Here is a 13,254-nt window from a genome sequence, read left to right on the forward strand (position 1 = left end):
GCAGGTGTGACATACGACACTGCTACACATGAAGTGACAGTAAACGTTACAGATAACGGTCAAGGTCAACTTGAGGCGGCTGTTGCAGGTAACAACCCAACCTTCACCAACACTTATAAAGCAGCTCCAGCAAAAATTGCTATTGAAGCTAAAAAAGTTTTGAACGGTAAAGAGCTAGAGATAGATGAGTTTGAGTTTGAACTGAAAGAGGGTGATAAGGTTGTTGCGACAGCAAAGAATGCTGCTGGTGGATTGATTCGTTTTTCTGAAATTAGCTATTCAAAAGCAGGAGTATATAACTATACTATTACAGAAAAGGTTGGCAATAAACTTGGTGTAACTTATGATAAAACAGAACATCCAGCAACTGTAGAAGTGAAAGATAATGGCTCAGGTCAACTTGTCGCGACAGTTACAAGTGAAACACCAGTTTTCGTTAATGACTATAAAGCGGAACCTGCGCAGGCTACAATCAAAGCTAAGAAAGTCTTGAAAGGAAAAGCGCTTGAAGCTGATGCTTATACTTTCGAACTGAAAGAAGGTTCAGACCTTGTAGCTACGGCTAAGAATACTGCCTCAGGAGAAGTTGTCTTCAACGTCACTTTCTCAGCAGCAGGCGATTACGCTTACACTATTACTGAAAAAGCTGGTGACGATAAAACAATCACTTATGATCAAACTGCGTATGAAGTGTTCGTCACTGTTGCGGATGATGGTAAAGGCCAATTGGTTGCGACTGTAGAAGATGCGGATACAGAACGGGTCTTCACAAATATTTATACAGCACCAGCTCCAACAGCTACATCAGCAACACTTGAGTTTACGAAAGAATTGACTGGTCGTACTTTGGTTGATGGTGAGTTCCAATTTGAATTGTACAAAGATGGACAAAAAATTGATACAAAAACAAACCAAGGTGGGAAAGTAACATTTAATACAATCAACTATGATGCAGAAGGTGTTCATACTTATACTGTAAAAGAAGTGAATGCTGGAGCAACTGGTATTACTTACGATACAGAAAAGACTGCAAAGGTAACAGTAACCAAAGATGCAGCAACCAACGCCTTGAAGGCAGCTGTTGAATATCCAGCAGGTAATGTCTTCAAGAATAGCTTCAAAGCACCAGCGGTAGAAGCTACGATTGAAGCAACTAAGAAACTTGAAGGTAAAGAACTTGCGGCTGATGCTTATACTTTCGAATTGAAAGAGAAAGGCGCCGTTGTAGCTACAGCTAAGAATACTGCCGAAGGTAAAGTAGCCTTTGTTCGTTCATTCGAAGAAGCAGGTACTTACACTTATACCTTGGTTGAAAAAGTTGGTACTGAAGAGGGTATTGAATACGATAAGACTGAGCATACCGTAACAGTCACTGTAGTTGCGGATGATCAAGGTCTCTTGACTGCAAGGGTTTCGTATGCCGATGGTAAAGAAGTTGTATTTACAAATAAATACACTGTTCCAACACCAACACCAGAACCAAATCCAAATCCAGCTCCAAATAATCCAGGAACAACGCCAGATCCAGCACCAACACCAGATCCAACGCCAAATAATCCAGGAACAAATCCAACTCCAGGAACAGAACCAACTGGTCCAGGACAAAAAGAGGATCCAAAACCAGCACCTCCAGCTACTGAGACTAAAGGTAAAGCTGAACTTCCAAACACAGGGGAAGCAACCTCTATCCTTTCTGCGCTTGGATTTGTAGTCTTGGCATTGAGTGGATTGGTATTCTTCGTAAAACGCAAAGCTTAAGCTTTTGTAGAAGAAACATGAAACTTGGTAAGTGAGAATTCTACTTCTCTCTTAAACCTGATAGAGAAAGTCTCTAGAAAATTCGTTTTCTAGGGGCTTTTTTTGTACTTCAAAAAATTTTTTAAAAAAATAGTCAAATTTGGTCAAAAAGTTATTGACTTTTACTGACTAAAGTGGTATAGTAGAAACATAAGGAAAATGAATTCCTTAGAAAACTTCATTTTCAATGATCCTATTTCTTGAAAATGTATGATAGATACCCTAGAAAGGGGTGAGGCCTATGTTAAATCTAACAGATTTTGAAAAGAAGATGATAAAAGGCTTATTTAAGAAAGAAAAACCAGAAATTATACGTAGGGTAGCTAGTTAGCTAGTCTAAAATTTTTAAAACAAAGATCAAAGATAGTCAATATCAGAGATCGCATATAATTAAGAATAAACGAGGTAAAGAATATGAACAACAACTTTAATAACTTTAACAACATGGATGATTTATTTAACCAATTGATGGGAGGTATGCGAGGATATAGTTCTGAAAATCGTCGCTACTTGATTAATGGACGTGAAGTGACACCTGAGGAATTTGCTCACTATCGTGCAACTGGTCAATTGCCAGGTAATGCAGAATCTGATGCACAAATGCAACAACACGCTTCAGGTATGAAACAAGACGGTGTCCTTGCTAAACTAGGTCGTAACTTGACAGCGGAAGCTCGTGAAGGCAAGTTGGATCCTGTTATTGGACGAAACAAGGAAATTCAAGAAACATCTGAAATCCTCTCGCGTCGTACGAAAAATAATCCTGTTTTGGTCGGAGATGCAGGTGTTGGTAAGACAGCCGTTGTCGAAGGTCTAGCACAAGCTATTGTGAATGGAGATGTTCCGGCTGCCATCAAGAACAAGGAAATTATTTCTATTGATATCTCAGGTCTTGAGGCTGGTACTCAATACCGTGGTAGCTTTGAAGAAAACGTTCAAAATCTAGTCAATGAGGTGAAAGAAGCAGGGAATATTATCCTCTTCTTTGATGAAATTCACCAAATCCTTGGCGCTGGCTCAATCGGAGGAGACAGTGGTTCTAAAGGGCTTGCGGACATTCTCAAGCCAGCTCTCTCTCGTGGTGAATTGACCGTTATTGGAGCGACAACTCAAGACGAATACCGTAACACCATCTTGAAAAATGCAGCTCTTGCTCGTCGTTTCAACGAAGTCAAGGTCAATGCTCCTTCAGCAGAGGATACCTTTAAAATCCTTCAAGGGATTCGTGACCTCTATCAACAACACCACAATGTCATCTTGCCAGACGAAGTCTTGAAAGCAGCAGTGGATTATTCTATCCAATACATTCCTCAACGTAGCTTGCCAGATAAGGCTATTGACCTTGTAGACGTAACGGCTGCTCACTTGGCAGCTCAACATCCTGTAACAGATGTGCATGCTGTTGAACGGGAAATTGAGGCAGAAAAAGACAAGCAAGAAAAAGCAGTTGAGGCAGAAGACTTTGAAGCAGCTCTCAATGCTAAAACTCGCATTGCAGAATTAGAGAAAAAAGTCGAAAACCACACAGAAGACATGAAAGTGACTGCCACTGTCAATGATGTGGCCGAGTCCGTAGAGCGTATGACTGGTATCCCAGTTTCTCAAATGGGGGCATCTGATATCGAACGCCTAAAAGATATGGCTCATCGTTTGGAACACAAGGTTATCGGCCAAGACAAGGCAGTAGAAGCAGTGGCTCGTGCTATTCGTCGTAACCGTGCTGGTTTTGATGAAGGCAATCGCCCAATCGGTAGCTTCCTCTTTGTAGGTCCAACTGGGGTTGGTAAGACCGAGCTCGCTAAGCAATTGGCACTGGATATGTTTGGAACTAAGGATGCTATCATTCGTTTGGATATGTCTGAATACAGTGACCGCACAGCTGTATCTAAGTTAATCGGTACAACAGCAGGTTATGTGGGTTATGATGACAATAGCAATACTTTGACAGAACGTGTTCGTCGTAATCCTTACTCTATCATTCTCTTGGACGAAATTGAAAAGGCGGATCCTCAAGTAATCACCCTTCTCCTTCAGGTCTTGGATGACGGTCGTTTGACTGATGGTCAAGGAAATACAGTGAACTTCAAGAACACGGTCATTATCGCGACATCAAATGCTGGATTTGGCTATGAAGCTAACTTGACAGAAGATGCAGATAAACCAGAATTAATGGATCGTTTGAAACCATACTTCCGTCCAGAATTCCTTAACCGCTTTAACGCAGTTATCGAGTTCTCACACTTGAATAAGGAAGACCTTTCTAAGATTGTGGACTTGATGTTGGCTGAAGTCAACCAAACCTTGGCTAAGAAAGACATTGATTTGGAAGTCAGCCAAGCAGCTAAGGACTTTATCACAGAAGAAGGCTATGACGAAGTTATGGGTGTTCGTCCTCTCCGTCGCGTGGTTGAACAACAAATTCGTGATAAGGTGACGGACTTCCACTTGGATCATCTAGATGCTAAACATTTGGAAGCAGATATGGAAGATGGCGTTTTGGTTATTCGTGAAAAAGCCTAACTCAAGATTTTGAGAATAAAAAAAGAAGGAACTAGCTAAAAGCTGGTTCCTTTTTGTGTTTAGATGACATGGCGCTCAAAGGCATCATCTGAGATTCCTTGTTCCAGGATGAGTTTTGCCCATTCTTTAGCAGAAAAGAGGCTGTGGTCCTTGTAGTTTCCGCAAGATTCGATGGTTGTTCCAGGGACATCTTCCCAAGTAGTGGTTTCAGCAATTTCCTTGAGCGAATCCTTGATAACAGCTGCAATTTCAGCACTGGTATGGCGACCCCACATAATCATGTGGAAGCCTGTGCGACAACCAAATGGTGAACAGTCAATCATGCCGTCAATTCGGGTACGGATGAGTTTGGCCAAGAGGTGTTCGATAGTGTGAAGCCCAGCAGTAGGGATAGAGTCTTCATTTGGCTGTACCAAGCGAATATCAAAGTTGGAGATGATGTCTCCCTTTGGCCCCGTTTCTTCCCCAATCAAGCGAACATAAGGTGCTTTAACAATGGTGTGGTCAAGTTCAAAACTTTCAACAATAACTTCTTTTGACATGGTAAATCCTTTCAGTTTTCTTCTTTCATTATAACATAAAGGGTGCTGTTGATGGAGTTTGATAAATGACTTTTTATAATAAAGTCTCTATACATAAACCTCAGAATTATAAAGAAAGAATGGAGAGAAGAATACCTTGTGAAAGAAAAGTTTAGTTTTTCTAGTGGAACTCAGGTGACTTTTGAAAAGTGGATCAACTTTTTCTGAAATTTCTGTTTAATCTCTGAACTAATTCTGAACTAGATTGGGTATACTGGAGAAAATAAAGATAAAGGAGTTCAGTATGGAACATATTGTAAAAATTGATCGTGTTTCTAAAAAATATGGAGACAAGCAAATTTTAAAGGATATTTCTTTTACAGCTAGGAGTGGTCGCATTACGGCTTTTCTAGGACATAATGGTGCAGGAAAAAGCTCGACCTTGAGGATTCTCTTGGGCTTAGATCGGGCGACAGCAGGAACTGCGACTTTTGATGGACAAACCTATCAGTCAATGATTTATCCTCTCAAAACAGTAGGTGCAGCTTTTGACGGTATTGGAGGTCTGCCAAATAGAAAGGTTTACGACCATCTGCATATTATTGCTGCAAGTAATGCTATTCCGAAGTTTCGGATTGATGAGGTATTGGATATGACTGGGATCGCTCATAAGAAAAAGGATTTCTTATCAAGCCTGTCTCTAGGAGAGGGGCAGCGCCTGGGGTTGGCAGTAGCTTTACTAGGTGATCCTCAGTTTCTTATATTAGATGAGCCGACTAATGGACTAGATCCAAGTGGGATTAAGTGGTTTAGAAGGTTCATTCGCCAGCAGGCTGATTTTGGGAAAACCGTCCTTCTATCCTCTCATATCCTGTCTGAGGTACAAATGGTAACAGATGATGTAGTCTTGATTCATCATGGGCAAATTATCGAACAGGGAACGCTAGAAGATGTATTACAAGGAACAGATAGTTTAGAAGAGCTCTTCTTCGACTTAACAGAGGAGGTTTAAGATGAAAGAGACGATGTCCTTATTGCATTCAGAATGGTTGAAAATCCGATCAATCAAGGCTTTCAAAGTGAGTGTGGCCTTCATGCTACTATTGGTGCCTGTCGTATCCTGGTTGGAGGGCCGACAATATCTGTCTATCGGCTTGGATGCTACACCTGAGACGGTTCCTAATCTGATAAACGCCATTGATCCGCTGGAATATCTAGGTCTCAACGGGGCTTCTATGGCGGTCATGGTTTTGGTCATTTTAGCTGGAATTTTGGGAGCTATGGAATTTCAGTCTCATAGCTTGCGAACCAGTCTATTGGCTTGTAATAACCGCTTGAAGCTACTTATGGGGAAAATATTGACCTTTGGTTTGTTTTCACTCATCATTAGCTTGTTATCCATTTATTTGAGCTATATGGTCATGCATCTGGCTTTAGGAAAGGAAGGGCTTGATCCGATTTTGCTCAATCAGGCAGCTTGGAGTTTGATTTTGTGGAAAACCTTATCTCTAACCCTCTTGGGGATCCTTTCATTTTTGTTAGGTTTATTGGCTCGGACCATGCTAGTTCCTCTGCTATTTCTCGTACCCCAGATCTATAATCTGGGAAACTACCTAGCTGCTCACACGAGTTGGGGGGCATATTTGCCACAGCCAGCAGTAGAGTTGTTTGCTGCAACGCCAACTTCCCAATATGCCAACAATCCCTTGCAAGGACTCTTGATAATAAGCGTATGGTTGCTAGTCATCGGCGTCATGGCCTCTCTGCGCTTTTTGAAGACGGATTTAGGAGGACGCTACTGATGATAAAAGCTCTGCTTAAAAGTGAATGGATTAAGTTTCGTTCTTACTATCTCGTTCTTGGTGCCGCCTTTGTGGCTCTGGTAGTCGTTCCTTTTTTTCTGATGAATCTTGACTACAGTCAGACAGCAGTTGGCCAGACAAAGGCTCTGAGTGAAGCTTTGCATGCTCTCTATCTGGCGCAGCCTGTCATCGTCATCTTTACTTCCCTCTATTTTGCCCAGGAGTTTGTCAAGTCTGGGATGCGAACGAATTTTCTAACCGTATCAAATAGAAAGGCTTGGTTGGCTGGGAAATTCCTTTTTCTGGCCGTTCTGCTCTTGGTTCTCTACAGTGTCATGATAGGCAGCTGTTTCTTTGTTATGCTGGCTCGATTTGACCTAGACTTTAGCTGGCCCTTACTGGGGAAATTCCTCTATTACAGCTCTTTTGGTCTTCTCAGCAATCTTTTTCTGGCTCTTTTAGCTGCTGGCCTCGCTTTGCTCTTTCAATCTTGGGTTGTGCCGGTGTCGGTGCTATTTCCTCTCTTGATTGGTCTTAGCCGTTTATTGGCAACTTTTATCAAAGAAGCAAAGTACCTGCCCGATCTGGCTACGCTAAATCTTTTTGAGTATGAAGGGCTTCAGAATTCGATAGATCTATCAGGGTTGGGAATACAGCTGTTCTGGCTAGCTTTGATTTGGAGCTCTGCTATATTCTTGACCTTGAAACGAGATGTTCGCTAGAGGTATGCTATAATGGAAATCATGAGACAGTATCGTATTTTGGTGGTTGATGACGACCGGAGCATTTTGAAGCTGGTGAAAAATGTCCTAGAGCTCGATGCTTATGATGTGACGACGCTTGATCGAATAGAAGAGCTAGAGCTGACGCATTTTGTCGGATATGACTTGATTCTGCTGGATGTGATGATGGAGCCTGTTAATGGTTTTGAGTTGTGCTCCTACATTCGTCCTCATCTTTCGTGTCCCATCATCTTTTTGACGGCTAAGGAGTTGGAGGCGGACAAGGTGGAAGGGCTCTTTCGCGGAGCAGATGACTATGTTGTCAAGCCTTTTGGGACCAACGAATTGCTGGCGCGTGTCAGGGCGCATCTTCGGCGGGAGGAAAGACGTGAGGAGCGCTATTCTGAGATTGCTTCTTGTCAATTTTATCCAGAGCGCTATGAAATTATCTGTTTTGGTAAAGTATTGAAATTCTCAGAGCGAGAGTTTAAATTGCTGCATTTACTAGCTAGCAATCCCAAGCAGACCTTTTCAGCTGAACGCCTGCATACCTTGCTTTACCCAGAAAGCTCAGAAACACAGCTTCGCTCTATCTCAGAATACGTATATCAGATTCGCCAAAAATGCAAACAAGAAGGTCTGCAAGCAATCGCAACAGTGAGAGGAGTAGGCTATAGATGGCAATTAGAACCCGAAATTTCAAAAGCCTAGTCTGGACAACTAGCTTGAAAATCGTCTTTTTTCATGTTTTGATTTTTGTGCTTATAGGCTATGAATTTACGCAAGGAAGTGATTACGTTCTTTTCACCTTGTTCTTCTGGGCAGGGAGCTTGCTGCTGATTACTTTTTATCATATTTTGAAATTGCTCCGAAAAATCGACAGGGAAATAAAAATGCTAAAGAGCGAGAAGCTTTTAGAAGAAAATCAAAGTCAGCTTTTTCGGATTGAGGAAATGCTAGAAGTTTATAGCGATTTACGGAGCAGCCACCAAGAAAATGCTCATCTTCTAGAAAGAGAGCAGCAGCATAATCAGGAGTTGATTTTACAGCTATCAGCGACATCGCACGATTTGAAGACGCCCCTAACTGTAATTAAGGGGAATGCTGAACTCTTGGAATTGGCGCAGTTAGGCCAGCCACAGGCAGACTATGCTTCTGAGATTTTGCAGGCCAGTCACAAGATGGAAGAGTATTGTGGCTCTTTGATTGATTACGCTAAGACTTTTCAGATTGATTCTAATCAGTTCAGTCAGCTTTCCTTAGGGGATTTTTTGGCTTATCTACAGGATGATTGGGCACTGTTCAGCAAACAGGAAAGCTATCATTTTTATCTCCAAGAAGATTGTGATCTTAGCTTGAGATTGTCCATTCATTTGGACTATCTCAAGCGGGCTTTGCTCAATATCTTACTGAATGCGCTTGAACATGCTAATCAGGACCAAAAGGAAGTCAAGCTAACGGTATCAGTGCAGCAGGACCAGTTGGTTTTTGCTATCTGGAACAATGGCCCTGCATTTTCTGAGGAGATGCTGCTGGGAGCAGAAATGCTCTTTTACCAGAGTGACCAAAGCCGCAATTCAACTAATCCCCATCATGGTATCGGCTTAGCCTTTTCTAAGCAGGTAGCTCTCTTGCATGGTGGTCGTCTGACCCTGCTCAATCCAGACCAAGGAGGAGCCTCTGTCGAGTTGACAATTTCATTGAAATAAATGAGAATGGAAAATCATAAAAACGCATAATACCAAGTGTCCAAAAGACTTGATATTATGCGTTTGATTTTTTTATTATGTAAAGATTTACTGGATTTTTCTCTCAAATTGAGTTTTGTCCAGCCTCGTTTAATTACTTCCGATACAAGCGATCGTATTGGTAGTATGGGTCAAAGGTTACGTTGATGCCTAGCTTGCGAAGGACGTTCTTGTCTTCATCGGTCAAGATGATGGTTGAATGAGCTTCGCTTCCTTTGAGATTCCCAAGTTCTTCCATGGCACGCGCAGCATCAGGATTTTCCATAGCTGTGATTGCAAGTGCAATCAGGATTTCATTTGAGTGGAGGCGAGGATTGCGACTACCGAGATGATTGATTTTAAGACCTTGAATTGGTTTGACGACTTCAGGCTCGATGAGTTTCACTTCCTTAGCGATGTTAGCTGATTTTTTGATGGCATTGATCAAGGCAGCAGCTGTAGGACCAAAGAGTTCAGAGTTTTTACCAGTCACGATTTCCCCATTTGGCAATTCAAGGGCTAGGGCAGGGCCACCAGTTTCTTCTGCTTTTTGGCGTGCAGCGACAGCAACCTTACGGTCTGCAGGTATGATGCCGAGGTCGTTCATGAGAAGTTCAATCTTCTTGACAGCAGTTTCTCCGACTTTTTCAGCTTTAAAATCAAGAACAGTTTGATAGTAGCGACGGATGATTTCTTGTTTAGAAGCTTCGACAGCAGCTTCATCATCTGTAATAGCGAAACCAACCATGTTGACACCCATGTCTGTTGGTGAAGCGTATGGAGATTCACCGAGAATGCGTTCCAACATACGTTTGAGTACTGGGAAGATTTCGATATCACGGTTGTAATTGACAGTAGTTTCTCCGTAAGTTTGAAGATGGAAGGGGTCAATCATGTTGACATCATCAAGGTCTGCGGTTGCAGCCTCGTAGGCCAAGTTGACCGGATGATGAAGGGGAAGATTCCAAACTGGGAAGGTTTCAAACTTAGCGTAACCAGACTTGATGCCATTAAGTTGGTCGTGGTACATATTGGACATACAAGTGGCCAATTTTCCAGAACCAGGTCCAGGAGCTGTTACGACGATCAAGTTGCGACTGGTTTTGATGTAGTCGTTTTTCCCCATGCCTTCGGGAGAAATAATGTGATCCATATCCGTCGGGTATCCTTTGATTGGATAATGAAGATAGGAATCAATCCCGTTTTTATCTAACTGGTTGCGGAAGGCATCTGCAGCGGGTTGTCCTGCGTATTGTGTGATGACAACCGAACCAACAAAAATTCCCAGTTCATTGAATTTGTCAATCAAGCGAAGAACTTCTTGGTCATAAGAAATGCCTAGGTCACCACGCGCTTTGGAATGCTCGATGTTGCTTGCGTTAATGGCGATCACAACTTCAACCTGCTCTTTCAATTCTTGCAAGAGCTTGATTTTATTGTCAGGCTCATAACCAGGAAGGACGCGAGCAGCGTGGAAATCTTCTAACATTTTGCCACCAAACTCCAAGTAGAGCTTGCCGTCAAATTGGTTAATGCGCTCCAAAATGTGGTCGCGCTGTAGATTCAAATATTGTTCAGAACTAAAAGCTTGTTTTTTCATTTTTTTACCTCTGACCTCTATTATAATAAAAAATTGGAAGATAGGAAACTACGGAGTCAAAAAAGAAATCAAAAAGATTAGGCAAACGCTTGCACTAAGTTTAAAAAAGCGCTATCATAGACTATAGATTATTAAAATAATGAGGTAAGAAGATGCAAGAAAAATGGTGGCACAATGCCGTAGTCTATCAAGTCTATCCCAAGAGTTTTATGGATAGTAATGGAGATGGAATTGGTGATTTGCCAGGAATTACGAGTAAGTTAGACTATCTAGCTAAGTTAGGGATTACAGCTATTTGGCTTTCTCCTGTTTATGACAGTCCGATGGATGATAATGGCTACGATATTGCTGATTATCAAGCGATTGCTGCTATTTTCGGGACTATGGAGGACATGGATCAACTCATCGCAGAAGCTAAGAAGCGTGACATTCGAATTATCATGGACTTGGTGGTCAATCATACCTCGGATGAACACGCCTGGTTTGTCGAGGCATGTGAAAATCCTGACAGCCCCGAACGAGACTACTATATCTGGCGAGATGAGCCCAATGATTTGGAGTCTATCTTTAGTGGATCTGCTTGGGAATACGATGAAAAGTCGGGTCAATACTATCTCCACTTTTTTAGCAAGAAACAGCCCGATCTCAACTGGGAGAATGAAAAACTGCGCCAGAAAATTTATGAGATGATGAACTTCTGGATTGATAAAGGTATTGGTGGTTTCCGTATGGATGTTATTGATATGATTGGGAAAATTCCTGATGAGAAAGTAGTCAATAATGGTCCTATGCTCCATCCCTATCTCAAGGAAATGAATCAGGCGACTTTTGGAGATAAGAATCTCTTGACAGTAGGGGAAACCTGGGGTGCAACGCCAGAGATTGCTAAGCTCTACTCGGATCCAAAGGGACAAGAATTGTCTATGGTATTCCAGTTTGAACACATCTGTCTTCAATATCAGGAAGGGCAACCTAAGTGGCACTACCAAAAAGAGTTAAATGTAGGGAAGTTAAAAGAGATTTTCAACAAATGGCAGACAGAGCTGGGAGTTGAAGATGGCTGGAATTCCCTCTTCTGGAATAACCATGACCTCCCTCGTATCGTCTCTATCTGGGGAAATGACCAAGAATATCGCGAAAAATCTGCCAAAGCCTTTGCAATCTTGCTTCATCTTATGAGAGGGACTCCCTATATCTACCAAGGTGAGGAGATTGGGATGACCAACTATCCATTTGAAACACTGGATCAAGTAGAAGATATTGAATCCCTCAACTATGCGCGTGAAGCTCTTGAAAAAGGTGTTTCTATGGAAGAAATCATGGACAGCATCCGTGTCATTGGACGTGATAATGCCCGTACCCCGATGCAGTGGGATGAGAGCAAAAACGCTGGTTTCTCAACAGGTCAACCTTGGTTGGCAGTTAATCCAAACTACGAAAAAATCAACGTTCAAGAAGCTCTGGCAAATCCAGATTCTATTTTCTATACTTATCAAAAACTCGTTCAAATCCGTAAGGAGAACAGCTGGCTGATTCGAGCTGACTTTGAATTGCTTGATACAGCTGACAAGATCTTTGCTTATATCCGTAAGGACGGTGAGCACCGCTTCTTAGTTGTAGCTAACTTGTCCAATGAAAAACAAAACTTTTCAGTAGAAGGAAGAGTTAAGTCAATCTTGATTGAAAATACTACTGCTAAAGAAGCAGTTGAAAAACAAACCTTGGCACCATGGGATGCTTTCTGTGTGGAACTAACGGATTAAAATAAGTGAACCTCAAGCCTTTGATGCTTGGGGTTCTTTTGTTGAAAAATATATAGAAAAGTCTTTAAAAAATATTTGTTAGAATTTTCTAAAAAATCTGTCGAAAGTCCTTGCTTTTATGAAAAAATAGGGTATAATGGTGAAAACACTATCTTTAAGGAGATTACTTATGAAATCGAAAAAGTGGCTCTTAGGAGCAGGTGCTGTTTTGAGTGCAGCTCTACTGTTAACTGCTTGTGGGCAAAGTGAAAAGAAAGCGGATGCTCCCAAAACATTCTCTTATGTCTACGCTATGGATCCATCTTCTTTGGACTATAGTGTGACGAGCAAGAGCTCAACCTCTGACGTTATAGCAAACGTTGTTGATGGTCTTTTGGAAAATGACAAGTATGGGAACTTAATTCCATCACTTGCAGAAGACTGGTCTGTTTCAAAGGATGGTTTGACTTACACCTACAAACTTCGTAAGGGTGTAAAATGGTATACTTCTGATGGAGAAGAATACGCTGAAGTTAAGGCCAAAGACTTTGTTACTGGGCTTAAACATGCTGCTGACGGAAAATCAGATGGTCTTTCTTTGATTCAGGATTCTATCAAAGGTTTGGCAGAGTATGTTAGTGGTGAGAGCAATGATTTCTCTACTGTAGGAGTTAAGGCTGTTGATGATTACACGGTAGAATACACGCTCAACAATCCAGAAAGTTTCTGGAATTCTAAGGTTACAACTGCTACCATGCTTCCAGTTAATGAAGAATTCTTGAATTCTAAAGGGAGCGACTACGGTGCACCAACTCCATCGGGT

At 41.8% G+C, this 13,254-nt stretch carries 11 protein-coding genes; 9 read left to right on the forward strand and 2 right to left on the reverse strand.

From position 1 onward, the window contains the following. A partial coding sequence (locus tag GMD1S_RS09455) for a Spy0128 family protein (protein ID WP_000518588.1) occupies positions 1-1,758 on the forward strand: 1,758 nt, incomplete at its 5' end. Between the two features lie 453 nt (positions 1,759-2,211). Then, positions 2,212-4,317: an ATP-dependent Clp protease ATP-binding subunit gene (locus GMD1S_RS09460; protein ID WP_001063360.1), complete on the forward strand. Its 2,106-nt coding sequence runs from the start codon at positions 2,212-2,214 to the stop codon at positions 4,315-4,317. Between the two features lie 59 nt (positions 4,318-4,376). Here GMD1S_RS09460 and GMD1S_RS09465 read toward each other — a convergent pair whose 3' ends face one another. Further along, complete coding sequence (locus tag GMD1S_RS09465; protein WP_000032544.1) at positions 4,377-4,859, reverse strand: S-ribosylhomocysteine lyase; 483 nt, start codon at positions 4,857-4,859, stop codon at positions 4,377-4,379. 283 nt (positions 4,860-5,142) lie between these two features. Between GMD1S_RS09465 and GMD1S_RS09470 the strand changes: the two genes are divergently transcribed. Genes GMD1S_RS09470 through GMD1S_RS09490 form a run of 5 tightly spaced genes read left to right on the forward strand, consistent with a single transcriptional unit; the run spans position 5,143 to position 9,071 of the window. Further along, positions 5,143-5,850 carry an ABC transporter ATP-binding protein gene (locus GMD1S_RS09470; RefSeq protein ID WP_000400161.1) on the forward strand — a complete coding sequence of 236 codons (708 nt, stop codon included), beginning with the start codon at positions 5,143-5,145 and terminating at the stop codon, positions 5,848-5,850. Between the two features lies 1 nt (position 5,851). Then, entirely contained in the window at positions 5,852-6,640 is a 789-nt protein-coding gene (locus tag GMD1S_RS09475) for an ABC transporter permease (RefSeq protein ID WP_000665377.1), read from the forward strand. Beyond that, complete coding sequence (locus tag GMD1S_RS09480) at positions 6,640-7,362, forward strand: ABC transporter permease (protein ID WP_000588278.1); 723 nt, start codon at positions 6,640-6,642, stop codon at positions 7,360-7,362. The genes GMD1S_RS09475 and GMD1S_RS09480 overlap by 1 nt, the downstream gene beginning before the upstream one ends. A 12-nt stretch (positions 7,363-7,374) precedes the next feature. Beyond that, positions 7,375-8,073 carry a response regulator transcription factor gene (locus tag GMD1S_RS09485; RefSeq protein ID WP_000404923.1) on the forward strand — a complete coding sequence of 233 codons (699 nt, stop codon included), beginning with the start codon at positions 7,375-7,377 and terminating at the stop codon, positions 8,071-8,073. Next, the gene (locus tag GMD1S_RS09490; RefSeq protein ID WP_001007877.1) at positions 8,040-9,071 is read left to right on the forward strand and encodes a sensor histidine kinase; all 1,032 of its coding nucleotides are present in this window, start codon (positions 8,040-8,042) and stop codon (positions 9,069-9,071) included. The genes GMD1S_RS09485 and GMD1S_RS09490 overlap by 34 nt, the downstream gene beginning before the upstream one ends. Positions 9,072-9,204: 133 nt before the next feature. Here the strand turns inward: GMD1S_RS09490 and GMD1S_RS09495 are convergent, their stop codons facing one another. Beyond that, a complete protein-coding gene (locus GMD1S_RS09495; RefSeq protein ID WP_000743588.1) occupies positions 9,205-10,689 on the reverse strand; it encodes a DUF1846 domain-containing protein in 1,485 nt (494 codons plus the stop codon). Positions 10,690-10,841: 152 nt separating this feature from the next. On the opposite strand from GMD1S_RS09495, the gene GMD1S_RS09500 reads away from it, so the two are divergent. Together GMD1S_RS09500 and GMD1S_RS09505 are read left to right on the forward strand one after the other, a co-directional pair. Further along, on the forward strand, positions 10,842-12,452 hold the full coding sequence (locus GMD1S_RS09500) for a glycoside hydrolase family 13 protein (RefSeq protein ID WP_001156794.1): 1,611 nt from the start codon (positions 10,842-10,844) through the stop codon (positions 12,450-12,452). Between the two features lie 169 nt (positions 12,453-12,621). Then, on the forward strand, positions 12,622-13,254 hold a 633-nt coding region (locus tag GMD1S_RS09505; RefSeq protein ID WP_000837397.1), incomplete at its 3' end, for an ABC transporter substrate-binding protein.

The organism is Streptococcus sp. GMD1S (genome assembly GCF_000296875.1).
GTDB lineage: Bacteria > Bacillota > Bacilli > Lactobacillales > Streptococcaceae > Streptococcus.

Excerpts from the sequence above, each read along its gene's own strand:
- GMD1S_RS09485 (WP_000404923.1), top strand. The coding sequence starts at position 7,375 with ATGGAAATCATGAGACAGTATCGTATTTTGGTGGTTGATGACGACCGG.
- GMD1S_RS09475 (WP_000665377.1), top strand. The coding sequence starts at position 5,852 with ATGAAAGAGACGATGTCCTTATTGCATTCAGAATGGTTGAAAATCCGA.
- GMD1S_RS09500 (WP_001156794.1), top strand. The coding sequence starts at position 10,842 with ATGCAAGAAAAATGGTGGCACAATGCCGTAGTCTATCAAGTCTATCCC.
- GMD1S_RS09465 (WP_000032544.1), bottom strand. The coding sequence starts at position 4,859 with ATGTCAAAAGAAGTTATTGTTGAAAGTTTTGAACTTGACCACACCATT.
- GMD1S_RS09495 (WP_000743588.1), bottom strand. The coding sequence starts at position 10,689 with ATGAAAAAACAAGCTTTTAGTTCTGAACAATATTTGAATCTACAGCGC.
- GMD1S_RS09460 (WP_001063360.1), top strand. The coding sequence starts at position 2,212 with ATGAACAACAACTTTAATAACTTTAACAACATGGATGATTTATTTAAC.
- GMD1S_RS09480 (WP_000588278.1), top strand. The coding sequence starts at position 6,640 with ATGATAAAAGCTCTGCTTAAAAGTGAATGGATTAAGTTTCGTTCTTAC.
- GMD1S_RS09470 (WP_000400161.1), top strand. The coding sequence starts at position 5,143 with ATGGAACATATTGTAAAAATTGATCGTGTTTCTAAAAAATATGGAGAC.
- GMD1S_RS09490 (WP_001007877.1), top strand. The coding sequence starts at position 8,040 with ATGGCAATTAGAACCCGAAATTTCAAAAGCCTAGTCTGGACAACTAGC.